Annotated in this window: 15 protein-coding genes; 9 read left to right on the forward strand and 6 right to left on the reverse strand. The window is 63.8% G+C overall.

Annotated elements, in window-relative coordinates; translation table 11 throughout:
* The first annotated feature begins 185 nt into the window (after positions 1–185).
* The 5 genes from B6V75_RS14755 to B6V75_RS14775 all read left to right on the forward strand — a co-directional run bounded on the left by B6V75_RS14755 (position 186) and on the right by B6V75_RS14775 (position 7,119).
* Complete coding sequence (locus tag B6V75_RS14755) at positions 186–1,424, forward strand: Coenzyme F420 hydrogenase/dehydrogenase, beta subunit C-terminal domain (protein ID WP_088720189.1); 1,239 nt, start codon at positions 186–188, stop codon at positions 1,422–1,424.
* A complete protein-coding gene (locus B6V75_RS14760; protein WP_088720190.1) occupies positions 1,421–2,584 on the forward strand; it encodes a polysaccharide pyruvyl transferase family protein in 1,164 nt (387 codons plus the stop codon). Before B6V75_RS14755 ends, B6V75_RS14760 begins: the two co-directional genes overlap by 4 nt.
* Complete coding sequence (locus tag B6V75_RS14765) at positions 2,581–3,444, forward strand: glycosyltransferase family 2 protein (RefSeq protein ID WP_240496977.1); 864 nt, start codon at positions 2,581–2,583, stop codon at positions 3,442–3,444. The genes B6V75_RS14760 and B6V75_RS14765 overlap by 4 nt, the downstream gene beginning before the upstream one ends.
* 133 nt (positions 3,445–3,577) lie before the next feature.
* A complete protein-coding gene (locus B6V75_RS14770; protein WP_088720191.1) occupies positions 3,578–5,719 on the forward strand; it encodes a right-handed parallel beta-helix repeat-containing protein in 2,142 nt (713 codons plus the stop codon).
* Positions 5,719–7,119: an O-antigen ligase family protein gene (locus tag B6V75_RS14775; protein ID WP_088720192.1), complete on the forward strand. Its 1,401-nt coding sequence runs from the start codon at positions 5,719–5,721 to the stop codon at positions 7,117–7,119. Before B6V75_RS14770 ends, B6V75_RS14775 begins: the two co-directional genes overlap by 1 nt.
* On the opposite strand, the gene B6V75_RS14780 is transcribed toward B6V75_RS14775, so the two are convergent.
* The 3 genes from B6V75_RS14780 to B6V75_RS14790 form a co-directional block, all read right to left on the reverse strand.
* Positions 7,116–8,099, reverse strand: coding sequence for a glycosyltransferase family 2 protein (locus tag B6V75_RS14780; RefSeq protein ID WP_088720193.1), 984 nt, complete (start codon positions 8,097–8,099; stop codon positions 7,116–7,118). The two genes, B6V75_RS14775 and B6V75_RS14780, sit on opposite strands and share 4 nt — an antisense overlap.
* 11 nt (positions 8,100–8,110) lie before the next feature.
* Positions 8,111–8,671 carry an acetolactate synthase small subunit gene (gene ilvN / locus B6V75_RS14785; protein ID WP_075775634.1) on the reverse strand — a complete coding sequence of 187 codons (561 nt, stop codon included), beginning with the start codon at positions 8,669–8,671 and terminating at the stop codon, positions 8,111–8,113.
* 86 nt (positions 8,672–8,757) lie between these two features.
* Positions 8,758–10,503 (reverse strand): acetolactate synthase 3 large subunit, encoded by a 1,746-nt coding sequence (locus tag B6V75_RS14790; RefSeq protein ID WP_088720194.1) that lies wholly within the window; start codon positions 10,501–10,503, stop codon positions 8,758–8,760.
* Between the two features lie 549 nt (positions 10,504–11,052).
* Between B6V75_RS14790 and B6V75_RS14795 the strand changes: the two genes are divergently transcribed.
* The 4 genes from B6V75_RS14795 (at position 11,053) to B6V75_RS18730 (ending at position 13,890) form a co-directional block, all read left to right on the forward strand.
* The gene (locus B6V75_RS14795; protein ID WP_075775632.1) at positions 11,053–11,625 is read left to right on the forward strand and encodes a TRAP transporter small permease subunit; all 573 of its coding nucleotides are present in this window, start codon (positions 11,053–11,055) and stop codon (positions 11,623–11,625) included.
* On the forward strand, positions 11,625–13,376 hold the full coding sequence (locus tag B6V75_RS14800; protein ID WP_075775631.1) for a TRAP transporter large permease subunit: 1,752 nt from the start codon (positions 11,625–11,627) through the stop codon (positions 13,374–13,376). Before B6V75_RS14795 ends, B6V75_RS14800 begins: the two co-directional genes overlap by 1 nt.
* 76 nt (positions 13,377–13,452) lie before the next feature.
* The gene (locus B6V75_RS18725; protein ID WP_168174490.1) at positions 13,453–13,623 is read left to right on the forward strand and encodes a hypothetical protein; all 171 of its coding nucleotides are present in this window, start codon (positions 13,453–13,455) and stop codon (positions 13,621–13,623) included.
* 99 nt (positions 13,624–13,722) lie between these two features.
* Entirely contained in the window at positions 13,723–13,890 is a 168-nt protein-coding gene (locus tag B6V75_RS18730) for a hypothetical protein (RefSeq protein ID WP_157771598.1), read from the forward strand.
* A 76-nt stretch (positions 13,891–13,966) separates the two neighbouring features.
* Here the strand turns inward: B6V75_RS18730 and B6V75_RS14810 are convergent, their stop codons facing one another.
* The 3 genes from B6V75_RS14810 to B6V75_RS14820 all read right to left on the reverse strand — a co-directional run bounded on the left by B6V75_RS14810 (position 13,967) and on the right by B6V75_RS14820 (position 17,534).
* Entirely contained in the window at positions 13,967–15,079 is a 1,113-nt protein-coding gene (locus tag B6V75_RS14810; RefSeq protein ID WP_075775630.1) for a TRAP transporter substrate-binding protein, read from the reverse strand.
* A gap of 292 nt (positions 15,080–15,371) precedes the next feature.
* Entirely contained in the window at positions 15,372–16,469 is a 1,098-nt protein-coding gene (locus B6V75_RS14815; protein ID WP_088720195.1) for a TRAP transporter substrate-binding protein, read from the reverse strand.
* Between the two features lie 234 nt (positions 16,470–16,703).
* Positions 16,704–17,534 (reverse strand): arginyltransferase, encoded by an 831-nt coding sequence (locus B6V75_RS14820; RefSeq protein ID WP_075775628.1) that lies wholly within the window; start codon positions 17,532–17,534, stop codon positions 16,704–16,706.
* Positions 17,535–17,548: the final 14 nt, after the last annotated feature.

Here is a 17,548-nt window from a genome sequence, read left to right on the forward strand (position 1 = left end):
TGGGGCGGGGTTTGGCCGCCCGCGCATGTTTTGCGCCCATAATCCCGCCCTGGGTACCGCTTGGTCAAGCGCGGCATTACGGCTGTGGCCTGACAGCCACGTCAACCGAGGTCTCCGGCGGTGTGCCGCCTTGCCAGATTCCCGGCTTTGCTGTTCAACTTCGTGAAAAAGCAGGGCGGCCGAGCATGACCCATCACAACCCCATTTCGACGCCTTCGAGCGATGCGCTCGCGCATGTCGCGGCGGGTGATCTCTGTGCAGGCTGCGGGCTTTGCGCCGGGGTCGCACCGGATGAGATCGCGATGGCGTCTGATGCGCGGGGCTTCCTGCGCCCGGTGCAGAGCGCCGAGATCAGTGCGCGTGCGGAGACCGCCATAGCCGCGTGCTGCCCGGGCTTGGGGCAAAGCGCGCAGCGCGTCGCGCCCGGAGAGGAGCCGCTTTGGGGGCGGTTCATGCAGATGAAAGCGGGCCATGCCACCGACGCGGACCTGCGCCATGCGGGGGCCTCGGGCGGGGCGCTCTCGGCGCTGGCGCTGCATCTGCTGCAATCGGGTCGTGTCGATGCCATCGCCCAGATCGAACCCGACCCCGAAAACCCGATCGGAAACCGGATGCGGCTGAGCACCACGCGCGACGAGGTTCTGGGGGCTGCGGGCTCGCGCTATGCGCCCTCAGCCCCGCTGGCCGATCTGTCGGCGCTGATCGCGGATGGGCGGCGCTTCGCGGTGATCGGGAAGCCTTGCGATGCGGTGGCTTTGCGGGCGCTGGTCGCGCGCGATCCGAAACTCGCCCGGACTTTCCCGGTGATCCTGTCCTTCTTCTGCGCGGGCGTTCCCGGCGCGGAGGGCGCGCGGGAGTTGCTGGCGGAGATGGGCGCGCCCGAGGATCAACTGACAGGCCTGCGCTATCGCGGCAATGGCTGGCCGGGCAAGACGGTGGCCACGCTGCATGATGGCTCCACCCGCGAGACGAGCTATCACGCGGCCTGGGGCGGGGTGCTCTCGCGCCATGTCCAGCATCGCTGCAAGATTTGCGCCGATGGCACCGGGGTTGCCGCCGATCTGGTCTGCGCCGATGCGTGGGAAGCCGATGACGAAGGCTATCCGCTGTTCGAGGAGGCGCCGGGGCGCAGCCTGATCGTGGCGCGCACGCGGCTCGGCGCGGACATTCTGAGGGAGGCCGAAGCGGCAGAGGCGGTCGAGACCGCGCCGTTCGATGTGACGGACCTCGCCGCGATCCAACCCGGTCAGCGCGAGCGCCGCCGCGCCCTTTTCGCGCGTCTCGCGGCGCTCAAGCTGATGGCCCGCCCGATCCCGCGCTATGAGGGGATGAACCTGCGCGCCTGCGCGTTGCAGAACCCGGTGACGCGGAACCTGCGCAACTTCGCAGGCACGATGCGCCGCGTCTGGCGAGGACGGATATGAGCCGAACGCTGCGCGTCTGCATGATCTTTCACTCGACGCGCTCGGACAATCTTGGCGTTGGCGCACTGACCGTGTCGGAGATCGCCCTGCTGCGCGATCTGGCCACGAAAGCGGGGCGCGAGATCGCGATTACCGTGCTCGACTGGAAGGACCGGCGCGCGCCCTATGTCGCGGGCGATGACCTGCGGCTGATCGAGGTGGATGGCGCGTTTCTGAAATCTCCCAAAGGGTTGTGGGCCGAAGTTAAGGCCGCCGATCTGGTGATCGACATTGGCGGCGGCGACAGTTTCGCGGACATCTACGGCACCTCGCGGCTGGTGAAGATGTTCTGGATGAAGTTCGCCACCCATCTCGCGGGCACGCCTTTGGTGGTCGCGCCGCAGACGGTCGGGCCGTTCACCAAGGGCTGGTCGAAGCGGCTGGCGCGCATGAGCCTCAACCGTTCGGCTCTGGTGGCGGTGCGCGACGAACGCTCGCGCGCGGCGCTGGACGATCTGGGCTATCGCGGCGCGCCGGTTCTGGCCTCCGATCTGGCGCTGCGGCTGCCCTACGATCCGCCCGTGCCGTGCGACGGTGGCCCGGTGCGCGTCGGCGTCAATGTCTCGGGGCTGTTGATGGCGGGGGGCTATCACGGGAGCAATGATTTCGGGATGGCGCTGGATTATCCCGCGCTGATCGCGCGCGCGATCGACTGGTTCAAGGGGCAGGGAGCGGAGGTCCATCTGGTCCCGCATGTGATCGTGCCCGAAGGCCCGATGGTGATCGAGGATGACCTGCGCGCCTGTGAGACGCTGGCGGCCGAGCATGACGCGATCTGCGCGCCTGCCTTCGCAAGCCCCTCCGAGGCCAAGAGCTATATCGCCGGGCTCGATTTCTTCACCGGGGCGCGGATGCATGCCTGTATCGCGGCATTTTCGGCGGGTGTCGCGGTGGTGCCGCTTGCCTATAGCCGAAAGTTCGCGGGGCTTTTCGGCGCGCTTGGCTACGATCACACGGTCGATGCGACCACGGCGGATACGGATACGGTGATGGCCGCGCTGGAGCGAGGGTTCGCCAATCGCGAGACGCTGGCCGCAGAGGCGCAATCGGCGCTGGCGCGGGGGATCGACCGGCTCGCCGCCTATGACGCGGCGCTGTTAAACCTGATGAAGGCTCTATGATGGCCCAGGCCGCGATCATCATCCCGCATTTCAACGATGTCACGCGGCTGATGCGCTGCCTGGAGACGCTTGCGCCGCAGCTGGATGCGCGTTGCGAGCTGCTGGTGGTCGACAATGGCTCGACCGATGATCTTGGCCCCGTCCGCGCGGCCTATCCCGACCTTCGGATCGTCACCGAGACCAAGAAGGGCGCGGCAGAGGCCCGCAATCGCGGCGTGGCGGAGACGACGGCGGAGCGGCTGTTCTTCATCGACAGCGATTGCGTGGCCGACCCGGACTGGATCGCGACCGCTTTCGCCGTGGCCGGGCAGGGCGATCTGGTCGGCGGGCATGTCTTCGTCTTCGACGAGACTCCGCCGCCGCGTTCTGGCGCGGAGGCGTTCGAGACCGTCTTCGCATTCGATTTCCGCCGCTATATCGAGGAGAAAGGCTTCTCCGGCACCGGCAACCTGCTGACCCGGCGCGATGTTTATGAGGCCACCGGCCCCTTCATCGCCGGGCTGTCGGAGGATCTGGACTGGTGCCACCGGGCGACCGCGAAGGGGTATTCTCTGGTTTATGCAGAAAGGCTGCGCGTGGGCCATCCGTCGCGGCAGGATTGGGCGGCGCTGTCGCGCAAATGGCGGCGCCTGACCGAGGAAGGCTTCGGTGTGAATGGCGCGAGCCTGCCCGCGCGGCTGCGTTGGGGCGCGAAGGCGCTGTTGATGCCGGTGTCGATACTCGCCCATCTGCCGAAGGTCCTGCGCCATCCCGAGCTGAACGGTGCGACCGAGCGTCGCCGCGCGGTGGGGACGCTCGCAAGGCTGCGGCTTGCGCGGATGGGCTGGATGCTGCGGCAGGCGATTTTCGGGCGGCTTTAGCGGCGCGAAGGCCACAAAGGTGACGTGAAAAGTTAAATCTGGGTTAAAGCGCTTGCTGCGTTGATCGCCCTCACGCTAGCGTGACGTCAAGACATCAGAGCCGCAAGAAGCGGCCCGGGACAGGCAGGCAGCGATGGAGCAGATCGCATTCACCACGAGGCATGCGGCCCGCGTCGGATGGCGTGGGCTTTTGACCGTCGGATTTGTCATGCTCGGCGCATGGCCCGCAATGGCGCGCGATTGGCAGGTCTCGGATACGGAAGCACTCGCGCGGATCGGGGCGAAGCTGGAGCCGGGCGATACGGTCCTGATCGCGCCGGGCGACTATGACGCTCTCGATCTGCGGGGTATGGAGGGGCGAGAGGATGCGCCGATCACCTTTCGCTCTGCCGATCCGGGCAACCCGGCGGTGATCGCGCGAATGGACCTGCAGGAGGTCAGTCATGTCGTGATCGAGGCGGTGATTTTCGACTATCGTTACGCAGAGGGAGACCGGTCCAACACGCGCCCGTTTCAGGTCTTTACCACGCGCAATCTGACAATCCGCAATGTGGTGTTCGACGGTGACCTCGCGCCGCCCGATCGCGAGTTGATCGAGCAGGGCCCGCTGCCGACTGCTTTCGGCCTCGCCGTGCGCGCCTCGACCGGGATCACGGTCGAGAGCTCCGAGTTCCGACGCTTCTATCGCGGCGCGATCTTCACCGATTGCACCGATCTGAATCTGGTCGGCAACGACATCCACGACATGCGGATGGACGGGCTGAACTTCGCCCAGATCGAGCGCGCCGAGATCGCGGGCAACCACATTCACGATTTCCGTCGCGCGGTCGCGTCCGGCGATCATGCCGACATGATCCAGTTCTGGACCGCTGGGACCGAGCGACCGAGCCGCGACATCGCGATCCGGGGCAATCTGCTCAATTCCGGGGAGGGCGACTTCACCCAGTCGATCCTGATGCGCAACGAGCTGGTCGATCGCGGCAAGGCCGGGGCGGAGATGTTCTACCGCAACGTCGAGATCAGCGGGAACGTCATCATCAACGCCCATCTGCACGGGATCACTTTGGGGGAGGCGGACGGCGTGAAGATCGCCAACAACACGCTCATCCATGATGTCTATTCCGAGGGCGAGAAACGCGACCCGGTTCTCTGGATCCCGCAGATCCGCGTGGCGCGCGACGCCCGCGCCGTCGAGATCGCCCGCAATGCGGTGAGCGAGATCGCAGGGCCCGCGGGGCAGCCCGACTGGAGAGTGCGGGACAACCTGCTGATCCAGGACATCACGCCGCAGCGGGCGGGCTATTACGACGATATTTTCGTCGCCGCGCGCACCGGTGCGCCGCGTGAGATCGCGAATTACGCCTATCTGCCGAGTGGTCCATTGGCCGGGAGCGGGATCGGTGCGCCGATGCTGGATATCCTCGGCGGTCCGGATGCGTTCCAGCCGGTCATGCGGTTTGCCCGCGGCGAGGGAGGCGGCACGACGCTGCAATTCGATGCGCGCGCGAGTGTGCTTCCCGAAGGCGTGGACCCCGCCGAGGTCGCCTATGAGTGGCAGATCGACGGGCAGACCAGTCTCGATGGTGTGCAGGTGCCGGTGGGCTTCCGAATGCCGGGTCGGCACAAAGTGACCCTCTCGCTCACGCTGCCCGATGGGCGGAGCGCGCAGAGCACCGGCTACGTCATGGTCCGCGACGACCGTATCCTCAGCTACGATCCGCAACTGGGCCGGGTGATCTCGCATGCCGGGTCGCAGCCGAAAGTGCTCGACTCGATCCCGCTCAGCCCCGGCGCATTGGAATTCGGGCTCGGCGGGGGCGCAGTGGTGATCCCGCGCGAGATGGTCGCCCCTCTCTTCGGAGCAGATCGCTTCTCGCTGCATATGAGCCTGCGAGCGATGGGCGATTACAAATCCGCGGGAGAACTGTTGCGCCTGCATCAATCGCTGATCGTGCGGGTTACCGGGCGCGGTACCTTCGAGGTCGAGTTCTGGCCCGAGAGTGGGCAGCGGCTGTTCCTTCGCACCAAACGCGTGCCGATCTATGACGGAAAATGGCACGACATCACCTTCCGCTACGCCTCGGAGGATAGTCTTTTCGAGGTGCTGGCGGGCGAGGAGGTGATCGGCAAAGGCACCGTCTCGGGGCGGCTCAAGCCGATGGAATATTGGGGCCTTGCGCTGGGCAATCCCTTCGGCAAGGGCAGCTTCCACGGCGAGCTTGAAGCCCTTGATCTGACCGCGAGCCGCCCGGCGGTGAGCGGGGCGATGCGCTGATGCGCGCCGGGGCGATCGGTGGCACCATGCAGGAGCATGCGCGCCCGACACGCCGTGCGGGTGGGCGAAACCGCATTGCCGAGACCGCCGCGCTCGCGACCGCGAAACTGCCGTGGCCGGTGCTGCTGTTCGTGCTGTCGATCCTGCTGCCCTTCAAGTTTAACCTCGGCCCGCTTGCGATCACCGGAAGCCGTCTCGTGCTGATGTTCTTCATCCTGCCCGCCTTCGCGCGGGTCTTCAGCGGGCGCGCGGGGCGGATATTGCCGGTGGACTGGCTGTTCCTGTTCCATGCGCTGTGGCTGTCGGTCGCGCTCGCGGTCAACAACCCGGATCGCGTCATTCAGCAAGCGGGCTCGGTGGGGCTCGAGGTGCTGGGAGGCTACCTGATCGGGCGCGCCTATATCCGCTCGCGCGAGGATTTCGCGGCGCTGGGCAAGGTGCTGATCTGGTCGGTGCTGATCCTGACGCCATTTTCGCTTTACGAGACCAAGACCGGCACGACCCTGATCCCGACGCTGATCGACAAGCTGCCGGGAATGAGCACGATCACCTACAACTTTCAGGAGCCGCGCTTGGGGCTGGAGCGTGTGCAGGGCCCCTTCGCGCATCCGATCCATTTCGGGCTCTATTGCTCGGTCGTCTTCGCCTTCGCCTTCGTGGCCTTCGACGGGATCAAATCGCTAGGGTGGCGGGTGGTGGCGAGCGGGATGATCCTGCTCAATGGCTTTCTCGCGCTGTCTTCGGGCGCGCTTCTGTCGCTGCTGCTGCAACTGGGGCTGATCGGCTGGTATATCACCTTCGTGCGGATCGAATGGCGCTGGTGGCTGCTGACGGGGCTCTTCGCTTTCGCCTATGTCACGGTTGACCTGCTGTCGAACCGCTCGCCGATCATGGTGTTTCTCAGCTACGCGACCTTCTCGGCCCATACCGCCTATTGGCGCACGATCATCTTCGAGTGGGGGCTGAAGAATGTCTGGGCCAACCCGGTCTTCGGGATCGGCCTGAACGACTGGGTGCGACCGTGGTACATGTATTCCGGCTCGATGGATAATTTCTGGCTGGTGATGGCGGTGCGCTATGGCATCCCCGGCTTCCTGCTGGTCACGAGCGGCTATGTCTGGGGGCTGTTCAAGGTGATGTTCCGGGATTTCAGCGGCGATACGCGGATGCAGAATTTCCGTCGCTCCTGGGTGTTCACCTTCGCGGGGATGACCTTCACGCTCTGCACCGTCTATGTCTGGGAGTCGATCTACGCCTTCACCTTCTTCCTGTTCGGCGCCGGCATGTGGATGCTGACCGAAGCGGTGAAAGAGCGGGCCGACGCCCCCGAGGACACGGCACGGCCTGAGGCGCGCGCCACCAGCTACACGCGGTTTGCACAGAGTCATCGGCGGGATTAACGGCCGATCTTTGCCCGTGCCTCCGGGCTGAGCGCGGCCAGAACCGGATCGGGCGGTGCCATTCCGAAGAAACCCCGCAACAGGGCCGCGGCTTCCGCTCCATGCCCCTGCGCCCGCAATTGCGCGGCTTTGGCAAGCGACCACGCCGCGCCGCCGATCAGCCCGGCGGGGAAATGGCGGCGCAGGAACATCGCGCGTGCGCGATGCTTGAAATATTGCGAGAACGGCGAGGCGACCGAGCCCATCCGCTGCGAGCCGATCGCCGTGCCCGCAACGTGATGAACGATTGCGCCTTCGCAATAGGAGATCGGCAGATTGCCCCGGCGCAGCGCCCAGTCGACCTCTTCGTAGTAAAGGAAAAAGTCCTCCGTCATCGGCCCTGCACGCTCGAGATGGGCGCGGGTCGCGACAAGGCTCGCGCCGGTGACGAAATCGATGCGCGACGGGTCTGGGGCAGGGCTGTCGGCGGGGGCGAACTGGTTGAGGTTATGGGTGATCCCGGTGCGCCGGTCGATCACGCCGCCGTCGATCTGGATCGTGCCCGGATCATCGCCATAGACCACCCGATGCGCGATCATCGCGGCGCCTCGCGGTCCGGGATCATGCGAGGCGAGGGCGGCAGGCGTCTCGGGCGGCACCACGCAATCGGGGTTGAGCAGCCAGAACCGGTCGAGCGCGGGATTGGCCGCGAGCCGTGCCAGCCCCAGATTGACGCCCGCAGCAAACCCGCCATTGGCCCCCGCCTCGATCAGCGCGATGCCGTCCTGACCCGCCTCCGCAGCCCCCATCAGATCGGGGACGGCTGCGCGGATCACCTCGACCGTGTCATCGGGCGAGGCATTGTCGACTACCACCACATGCAGCGCCACGCCGGTCGCCGCCCGCAGCGAGGCGATGCAGGCCGCGATCACATCCGAGGATCGATAGGTGACAATGACGACACCCAGAGCAGGATCGGTGGCGGGATGCGGCTCGGCCATGTCGCTCGGGCTCAGGCCCCGCGCGACAGCGCCGCGACCCCGGTGCGGGCCACTTCGGCCAGACCCAGCGGGCGCATCAGATCGGCGAAAGCGTCGATCTTCTCGGGCGTGCCGGTGATCTCGAAGACAAAGCTCTCCAGCGTCGAGTCGACCACATTGGCGCGAAAGATCTCGGCCAGACGCAGCGCTTCGATACGCTTGTCGCCGGTGCCTGCGACCTTGATCAGCGCCAGTTCGCGCTCGACCGGATAGCCCTCGACGGTCAGGTCCTTCACCTCGTGGACCGGCACGATGCGGCCCAGCTGCGCCTTGATCTGATCGATCACGTTCTCGGTGCCGCGGGTGACGACGGTGATCCGGCTGCGATGGCCCTTATGGTCCACCTCGGCCACGGTCAGGCTGTCGATGTTGTAGCCCCGGCCCGAGAACAGCCCGATCACACGGGCCAGAACCCCGGCCTCGTTATCCACGATCACGGCGAGCGTATGGCTGCGCTCAATCTGATCGTGGCTGTCGCGCAGGTCGTAAGCGGAATGGCTCGAGGAGCCTTTCTTGATTTTCAGAGCGGCCATTGCCTCTCTCCTTTTCCTAGTTCGGACCCGATCTTCGGCTTGGTCCAAATATCCCGGGGGTCCGGGGGCAGAGCCCCCGGCGTCGCTCACACCAGCGCCGCGCCTTCCTTGAAGACATCGGCATCGGCCGCCAGCAGCATCTCGTTATGCGGCTTGCCGGACGGGATCATCGGGAAGCAGTTCTCGTGCTTCTCCACGAGGCAGTCGAACAGCACCGGGCCGTCATGCTTGATCATCTCCATGATCGCATCGTCGAGATCGGCGGGGTCGGAGACCTGCATCCCCTTCCAGCCGAAGCTCTCGGCGAGTTTCACGAAATCGGGCAGGCTTTCGGACCAGCTGTGCGAGTAGCGCTCGCCATGCAGCAACTCCTGCCACTGGCGGACCATGCCCAGACGCTCGTTATTGAGGATGAATTGCTTCACCGGCACGCGGAACTGGGTCGCGGTACCCATCTCCTGCATGTTCATCAGCCAGCTCGCCTCGCCCGCCACGTTGATCACGAGGCTCTCGGGATGGGCGATCTGCACGCCGATCGACGCCGGGAAGCCGTAGCCCATCGTGCCCAAGCCCCCGGAGGTCATCCAGCGGTTCGGATCCTCGAAGCCGAGGAACTGCGCGGCCCACATCTGGTGCTGACCCACCTCGGTGGTGATGTAGCGATCCATGCCCTTGGTCAGCTCTTCGAGACGCTGCAGCGCATATTGCGGTTTGATCGTCTTTTCCGAGTTGGTGTAGGCGAGGCAGTTCACCTTCTTCCACTCGTCGATCTTCTTCCACCATTTCTCGATCGCGGGCTTGTTCACCTTGCGCCCGCGCGATTTCCAGACCTTGAGCACGTCTTCGAGCACATGGCCGATATCGCCGAGGATCGGCAGGTCGACGGCGATGATCTTGTTGATCGAGGAGGCGTCGATATCGACATGCACCTTGGTCGATTTCGGCGAGAAGTCCGCCACGCGGCCGGTGATCCGGTCGTCGAAGCGCGCGCCGAGGTTGATCATCAGATCGCAGCCATGCATCGCGAGGTTGGCTTCATAGAGGCCGTGCATCCCGAGCATGCCGAGCCAGTTCTTGCCCGAGGCAGGGTAGGCGCCCAGACCCATCAGCGTCGAGGTGATCGGGAAGCCGGTCGCGTCGACAAGTTCGCGCATCAGCTGGCTCGCGGCAGGGCCCGAATTGATCACGCCGCCGCCGGTATAGAAGACCGGCTTCTCGGCGGTTTCGATCAGCTCGACCAGCTTGGTGATCGCGTCCAGATCGCCTTTCACCTGCGGCTGGTAATGGTCGACCTTCGCGGCTTTCGGCTCGCAGTAAGTGGCCACTGCGAATTGCACGTCCTTGGGCATGTCGATCAGCACCGGGCCGGGGCGGCCCGAGGTCGCCACGTGGAAGGCCTGATGGATCGTTTCCGAAAGTTTCGCAGGGTCCTTCACCAGCCAGTTGTGCTTGGTGCAGGGGCGGGTGATGCCCACCGTGTCGGCCTCCTGGAAACCGTCGGTGCCCACGAGGAAGGTCGGCACCTGCCCCGACAGCACGATCAGCGGGATCGAGTCCATCAGCGCGTCGGTCAGACCCGTCACCGCATTGGTCGCGCCCGGGCCCGAGGTCACCAGCGCCACGCCCGGCTTGCCGGTCGAACGCGCATAGCCTTCGGCCATGTGGATCGCGGCCTGCTCGTGGCGGACGAGAATGTGACGGATGTCGTTTTGCTGGAAAATCTCGTCATAGATCGGAAGGACCGCGCCGCCCGGATAGCCGAAAATTACCTCGACTCCGTGATCCTTCAGCGCCTGAACCACCATCTTCGCGCCGGTCATCTGCCGTGCCATATGCTCACTCCATCCTTGCGCGAGGGCCACGCCGCCCGCCGCTACCTCTCAAGCGTCCAATCGTCCAATAAAAAGCCCCCGGCTTTGAGGCGGGGGCGCATGGGAACCTTCATGGTCTAACCGTTACCGGCCCATGCGCTTGGCTCCTACGACGACAAGAAGAATCGCATCCATTGCGGATCCCTTTCGGACTGCTTTGCGCGGACATTATGAGCGGGTGCAGGAGGCGTCAATGCCCAAACGCTGAATAAAATGTCGCGAAGGGAGGAAATTTCTTCCCGATTGTTGCGCATCGCGACCTGCGAGTCGCAACTTTGAGAAATCATGAGCGGCGTGCGACGCGGGTGCCGCTAGGTCAGTCGCATCAAAGTGATCCCGTTGACGCTTCGTCAGTCGCCAGGTCGGCGCTGGGGAGCGATGTTTTTAGGTCGATCTGGTCAAGTGAACAGACCAGATAGGGCCTTAATTGCTTGACCTTTCGCCTCCACTCGGCCAATCACGGGCAAAGCCTCGGGCAGGCTTTCGGGACAAAATTAGGGAGGAAGTGAGATGGGCGCTTTGCTGGCCCTTTCACGCGCGATCGACCGGATAAACGAGACCATCGGCAAGGCGGTGTCGTGGCTTATTCTGGTGTCGGTCCTCGTGAGTGCGACCAACGCCATTGTACGCAAAGCCTTCGACATGTCGTCGAACGCTTGGCTGGAATTGCAATGGTATCTTTTCGGCGCGGCGTTTCTGGGCGCTGCCGCTTACACGCTCAAGCAAAACGAGCATATCCGCATCGACATCATCTATGGTGCGTTCTCGCGGAAAGTGCAGCACTGGATTGATCTGCTCGGGCATATCTTCTTCCTGATGCCGTTCGTCGTGCTGATGCTGTTCAAGCTGACTCCCTTCGTGATGATCTCGATCCGCTCGGGCGAGATGTCGACGAATTCGGGCGGTCTGATCCTGTGGCCGGCCAAGCTCCTGCTGCTGATCGGCTTCTGGCAGCTGTTCTTCCAGGGCGTGTCCGAGATCATCAAGAAGATCGGCGTGATGCGTGGGTTGATCGCGGATCCCCATGCCGACAGCGCGGGCCATCACGGCCATGATCCCATCGCCGAAGAGGAGGGTCTGTAATGCTCGAGCTTATTGCTCAGAACATGGCCCCGATCATGTTCATCTCGCTGATCGTCTTCCTGCTGATCGGCTATCCTGCGGCCTTCGCGCTCGCGGCCAACGGTCTTTTGTTCTTCGTCATCGGCGTTGAACTGTCGGGCTATTCCGGCGGGACGATCAATCTTGACTGGCCGTTGTTGAATGCGATGCCGCAACGGTTCTACGGGGTCTTGTCGAACGAGACCCTACTTGCCATTCCATTCTTCACATTCATGGGCATCGTGCTCGAGAAATCGGGCATGGCCGAGGATCTCCTCGACACGATCGGTCAGTTGTTCGGTCCGGTGCGCGGCGGTCTCGCCTATGCGGTGATCATCGTGGGCGCGCTTCTGGCGGCGACCACGGGCGTGGTCGCGGCGTCGGTGATCGCTATGGGTCTGATCTCGCTGCCGATCATGTTGCGCTACGGCTATGATCGGAAGGTGGCCACAGGTGTCATTGCGGCGTCTGGGACACTGGCGCAGATCATTCCGCCTTCGCTGGTGCTGATCGTTCTGGCTGACCAGCTGGGTGTTTCGGTGGGTGACATGTACAAGGGAGCGCTGATCCCCGGTATGGTGCTGACCGGCATCTACCTCGGCTACGTGCTCGTGATGTCGATCATCAAGCCGAAGTCGATGCCGGCCCTGCCGAAAGAGGCGCGTACGCTCGGCTCGGGTGTGATGTCGCTCCTTGTCGCGCTGGCAGGTGCGGTCGCGGTCTTCATCTTCGCCGAGAAGTATTTCGAGGCGAGCGGGTCGAGCGTCAACAACTCCGAGATCCTGGCTGCCGGTGCCGCCGTGATCGTGGTCTATATCGTGGCCTTGCTCGACAAGGCGCTGAAGATCAACCTGATGAGCCGTCTGGCCCAGCAGGTGGTCATCGTGCTGATCCCGCCGCTGGCGCTGATCTTCCTGGTGCTGGGCACGATCTTCCTGGGTGTTGCGACCCCCACCGAAGGCGGCGCCATGGGCGCGGTCGGCGCGCTGGTGCTGTCGGCGGTCAAGAAGCGTCTGACCTTCCCCGTCGTGCGTGACGCGCTGGCGGCGACGACGCGCCTGTCGGCCTTCGTGCTGTTCATCCTGCTGGGCGCGCGGGTCTTCTCGCTCACCTTCTACGGGGTGAACGGGCAGGTCTGGGTCGAGCATCTGCTGACCTCGCTTCCGGGTGGCCAGTTGGGCTTCCTGATCGTGGTGTCGTTCCTTGTGTTCTTCCTCGCCTTCTTCCTCGATTTCTTCGAGCTGGCCTTCATCATCGTGCCGCTTCTGGCGCCTGCCGCGCAGGCGCTGGGGATCGATCTGATCTGGTTCGGCGTGATCCTGGGCGTGAACATGCAGACCTCGTTCATGCACCCGCCCTTCGGCTTCGCGCTGTTCTACCTGCGCTCGGTCGCGGCCAAGGTACCCTATATCGACAAGGTTACCGGCAAGAAGATGGAGCCGGTGAAGACCTCGCAGATCTACTGGGGCGCAATTCCCTTCGTGTTCATCCAGGTTGCGATGATCGCCATCGTGATCGCCTTCCCGGCCATGGTGATGCACTACAAGGGGCCGCAGGTTGATCTGAAGGACGTCGAGATCAAGCTGCCCCAGATGCCGGGCATGGGCGATGGGGGCGGCCTCGGTGGACTGCCGTCTCTGGCGCCGCTCGGTGGGTCGACCTCTGGCGGGTCAAGCTCGGGAAGCGCGGCTCCGGGCGGGCTGCCCCCGCTTCCCACACCGGGCAGCAACTGATCGACCGTAAAATGAAAGATCGGGGCGGCCTTCAGGGGCCGCCCCTTTTTTATAGAGAGAGAGTGGAGGGCGAGGGATGCGGTATCCTCTTCTGGTGATTTTCGGGGTTTCGTTGCTTGCGCTGGCGGGCTGTGGTGAGACCAAGGAGCAGCGGGCGGCGACGGGCGGCGTGGCCGGTCTCGTCGTGGCGGGCCCTGTCGGAGCGGTCGTCGGGGCCGGGCTAGGTGTGGTGACGCACAGGAACTGACGAGCAGCCTTTCACGGAGCTTGGGAACCGCGAAAGGCGTCTCGGCGTCTTGTCCTTGAGAAGGTCGCGCGTTGCGGCTGCTATCGAAAGGACGAGAAGATGCGAATTGCGACGATTGTGATGGCGGGCGGCCTGCTGGTTTCGCTCGCGGCCTGTGGAGATACCACCACCGAACGCGCAGCCACTGGCGGCGTCGGCGGGCTTGTCGTGGCCGGACCCGTGGGGGCCGTCGCAGGCGCGACGGCAGGGGCCGCGACCACGAAGTGAGGTCGGGCCGCACCCGGATCGAAAAAGGCCCCGGGGCGCGAACCCCGGGGCCTTCTCGTTTCACGCTGGGCGTGGTTCAGATCTTCAGATTGCCCGCCGCCTGCTGGCGCATCATGAAGTAGTCGAAGTTGAACTCCGACAGCTGCCACCAGCCATAGGCGTCGTTGCGGAAGCTGAACTGGCTGTCGTAGATCTTCTTGAACGCCTCGTTCGAGCTGTTGATCTCGTCGTAGACCTCGTTCGCCGCGTTGAAGCAGGCTTCGAGGATATCCTGGCTGAACGGACGCAGCTGTGCCCCTTGGCCGAGGAGCTTCTTCAGCGCGGTCGGGTTCTTGTAGTCATAGGACGCCATCATATCCGAGTTCGCCGCCTGCGTCGCTGCCTGCAGTGCGACCTTGTAGGCCTCGGGCAGTTGCTCGTAAGCGTTCTTGTTGAACATGGCGTGCAGACAGGCGCCGCCTTCCCACCAGCCGGGATAGTAGTAATAGGGTGCGACCTTGTAGAAGCCGAGCTTCTCGTCGTCATAGGGGCCGACCCATTCGGTGGCGTCGATCGTGCCTTTCTCGAGCGACGGGTAGATGTCGCCGCCGGCGATCTGCTGCGGCACGACGCCGAGCTTCTCCACGACCTTGCCGCCGAAGCCGCCGATCCGCATCTTGATGCCCTTGAGGTCTTCGGGCGTGTTGATCTCCTTGCGGAACCAGCCGCCCATCTGGGCGCCGGTGTTGCCACAGGGGAATGCGGTGATGCCGTAGTTCGCGTAGAACTCGTTCATCAGGTCGTTGCCGCCGCCATAGTAGAACCAGGCGTTCTGCATGCGCATGTTCAGGCCGAACGGCACTGCGGTTGCGAAGGCGAAGGTCGGATCCTTACCCCAGTAGTAGTAGGACGCGGTGTGGCAAGCCTCGACGGTGCCGTTCGACACCGAATCCATGGCCTGCAGGCCGGGCACGATTTCGCCCGCCGCGAAGACCTGAATGTTGAATTTCCCGTCCGTCATTCCCTTGACGTAATTCGCCATCGTCTCGGCGGCGCCGTAGATCGTGTCGAGCGATTTGGGGAAAGACGAGGTCATGCGCCACGTCACGGTAGGGGTTTCTTGCGCGATAGCAGGTGCGGCGAGTGCGCTACTGGCAGCTGCGGCTGCCCCGCCAAGCGCACCTTTGCGCAGGAAAGAACGACGATCCATATGGTTTCCTCCCAAGTCGTGGATGTCTGTCAATTTTTCTGACCACACCGCTCCATTGATGGCGTTCCCTCCGGTGTGGGCATTGCGGTCACTTTACTTGACCGGTTCCGGGTGTAAACCGGGCATCACGCAATTTTATGTCGTGTGTGGTCACAGTTCCGAAACCATGCTGCAATGTAGCATTGCACGCGCAGAATCTCCGCCCGGCGCCTGGTCTCGTGCAGGCATAGAAAAAGCCCCAGCGCGCAGCGCGCCGGGGCTTCGGTTCTCTGGCTTGACCAGTTTGGGCGGCTTACAGCTCGCCCTTGTTGGCTTCGCTCATCATGAAGTAATCGTAGTTGAACTCGGCCAGCTGCTCCCAGGTGAACCAGTCCTTGCGGAAGTCCTTGATCGAACCCCAGATCTTCGCGAATTCGGGGTTGTTCGCTTCCATCTCCGAATAGACCTCGTTGGCCGCCTTGAAGCAGGCCTGCATGATCTCCGGCGAGAAGGCGCGCAGCTGGGTGCCGTTGGCGACCAGGGTCTTGAGCGCCTTCGGGTTCTTCATGTCGTATTTCTGCAGCATGTCCGCATCGGCGGCCTGAGCGGCGGTGTGGAGAAGTTGCTGATACTGCTTCGGCAGGCCTTCCATCTTTTCTTTCGAGAACATGAAGTGGACCGTCGGGCCACCTTCCCACCAGCCGGGGTAGTAGTAGTAGGGCGCGACTTTATAGAAGCCGAGCTTCTCGTCATCGTAGGGGCCGACCCATTCGGTCGCATCGATCGTGCCTTTTTCGAGCGCCGGGTAGATGTCACCGCCGGCGATCTGCTGCGGCACGAGGCCGAGCTTTTCCATCACCTTGCCCGCGAAGCCACCAACGCGCATCTTGAGGCCCTTGAGATCATCGACCGTCGAGATTTCCTTGCGGAACCAGCCGCCCATCTGTGCGCCGGTGTTGCCGCCCGGCAGACCGTAGAGGCCCTGCTTGCCGAGGAACTCGTTATAGAGCTCGATACCGCCGCCGTGGTAGTGCCACGCGTTCATGCCGCGCGCGTTGAGCGAGAACGGCACTGCCGCGCCGAGCGCCCAGGTCGGATCCTTGCCCCAGAAGTAGTAACCCACGGTATGGCAGGCTTCGACCGTGCCGTTCATCACAGCATCTGCGACCTGAAGACCGGGGACGATCTCGCCTGCGGCGAAGACCTGGATCTTGAAGTTGCCGTCCGAGGCTTCCTCGACCATCTTCGACAGGACTTCCGAGCCGCCATAGATCGTGTCGAGCGACTTCGGGAAGGACGAGGCGAGACGCCAGGTGATCTGCGGGTTGCTTTGTGCGATCGCGGGGGCTGCCAGCGTGCTCGCAGCCGCACCACCCAGCGCGGCTTTCGTCAGAAAGGAACGACGGTCCATTTAGGATCCTCCCATTATTGCTCCGTTGCGCGAGGACGCGCCTCGCCACCCACCTCGTATCCTCCGTGGCGGGTCTGCCGGGACCGTTTCACCACAGGCCGGGAGTGTCCAGAGTTCACGCGCGCGTAATCAACGGAAGTCGTGGAAAAGTTTTAAAAAAATCATTTGACATACGGCGAGTGCCGAACGGTTGAGCAGTCGTCTGCGAGAGCGTCGGCGGCGCGTGGTGGTGGCTCAACTGTTGCGTGTGTCGGGGAGCTGGATTCGCGCGACCTGTTCTGCGATCGGCGGCACCGAGAGCGGATGCGTCTCGGTCTCGTGCTTGGCGGGATCACCGATATCGGTCCATTTGCCGCCCTTGTAGATCTCGAGCGCGGAGAAGTTCGCCTTGTAGTTCATCTTCGGCGAGCCGGGTACCCAATAGCCCAGATATACGTAAGGAAGGCCCACGCGCTTCGCGATCTCGACATGGTCGAGAATGAGGTATGTCCCGAGGGAATCGCGGATGCGTTCAGGCTCGTAGAAGGAATAGACCATCGACAGCCCGTCATCGAGCACATCGGTCAGGCAGGTCGCGATCAGCGCGCGCATGCTGTCGGGAGTGGCCGCGGTCTCGCGATATTCGATGACCCGCGATTTCACGGGCGTCTCCTCGATCATCGCGGCGAATTCGAAGATATCCATGTCGGCCATGCCGCCATCGGCGTGGCGCGCATCGAGATAGCGGCGGAACAGGGCGAATTGCTCTTCTGTCGCCCAGGGAGACGTCGCGGTGCGCCGCAGGTCGCCGTTCTTCTTCATCACCCGGCGCTGCGATTTCGACAGTTTGAAATCGGCGACCCGTATGCGGGCCGACAGGCACGCGGTGCAATCGGCGCAGGACGGCCGATAGAGCACGTTCTGTGACCGGCGAAAGCCTTGGCGCGACAGCGCGTTGTTGAGCTTCTCGGCGGACTCGCCCTGCAAGGCGGTGAACAGTTTTCGTTCCGACCTGCCGTCCAGATAGGGGCAGGGCTGCGGCGCGGTTACATAGAACTGCGGTGCAAGCGGAAGCGAATGGCGCATCAAAAGCCTCGTTG

Source organism: Thioclava sp. F1Mire-8 (assembly GCF_002213165.1).
In the GTDB taxonomy this organism is placed as follows: Bacteria; Pseudomonadota; Alphaproteobacteria; order Rhodobacterales; family Rhodobacteraceae; genus Thioclava; species Thioclava nitratireducens.

Coding starts and splice junctions, on each gene's coding strand:
- B6V75_RS14810 (WP_075775630.1), bottom strand. CDS start 15,079: ATGGATCGTCGTTCTTTCCTGCGCAAAGGTGCGCTTGGCGGGGCAGCC.
- B6V75_RS14755 (WP_088720189.1), top strand. CDS start 186: ATGACCCATCACAACCCCATTTCGACGCCTTCGAGCGATGCGCTCGCG.
- B6V75_RS18730 (WP_157771598.1), top strand. CDS start 13,723: ATGCGAATTGCGACGATTGTGATGGCGGGCGGCCTGCTGGTTTCGCTC.
- B6V75_RS14775 (WP_088720192.1), top strand. CDS start 5,719: ATGCGCGCCGGGGCGATCGGTGGCACCATGCAGGAGCATGCGCGCCCG.
- B6V75_RS14800 (WP_075775631.1), top strand. CDS start 11,625: ATGCTCGAGCTTATTGCTCAGAACATGGCCCCGATCATGTTCATCTCG.
- B6V75_RS14790 (WP_088720194.1), bottom strand. CDS start 10,503: ATGGCACGGCAGATGACCGGCGCGAAGATGGTGGTTCAGGCGCTGAAG.
- B6V75_RS14770 (WP_088720191.1), top strand. CDS start 3,578: ATGGAGCAGATCGCATTCACCACGAGGCATGCGGCCCGCGTCGGATGG.
- B6V75_RS18725 (WP_168174490.1), top strand. CDS start 13,453: ATGCGGTATCCTCTTCTGGTGATTTTCGGGGTTTCGTTGCTTGCGCTG.
- B6V75_RS14780 (WP_088720193.1), bottom strand. CDS start 8,099: ATGGCCGAGCCGCATCCCGCCACCGATCCTGCTCTGGGTGTCGTCATT.
- B6V75_RS14815 (WP_088720195.1), bottom strand. CDS start 16,469: ATGGACCGTCGTTCCTTTCTGACGAAAGCCGCGCTGGGTGGTGCGGCT.
- B6V75_RS14765 (WP_240496977.1), top strand. CDS start 2,581: ATGATGGCCCAGGCCGCGATCATCATCCCGCATTTCAACGATGTCACG.
- B6V75_RS14760 (WP_088720190.1), top strand. CDS start 1,421: ATGAGCCGAACGCTGCGCGTCTGCATGATCTTTCACTCGACGCGCTCG.
- B6V75_RS14795 (WP_075775632.1), top strand. CDS start 11,053: ATGGGCGCTTTGCTGGCCCTTTCACGCGCGATCGACCGGATAAACGAG.
- B6V75_RS14820 (WP_075775628.1), bottom strand. CDS start 17,534: ATGCGCCATTCGCTTCCGCTTGCACCGCAGTTCTATGTAACCGCGCCG.
- ilvN (WP_075775634.1), bottom strand. CDS start 8,671: ATGGCCGCTCTGAAAATCAAGAAAGGCTCCTCGAGCCATTCCGCTTAC.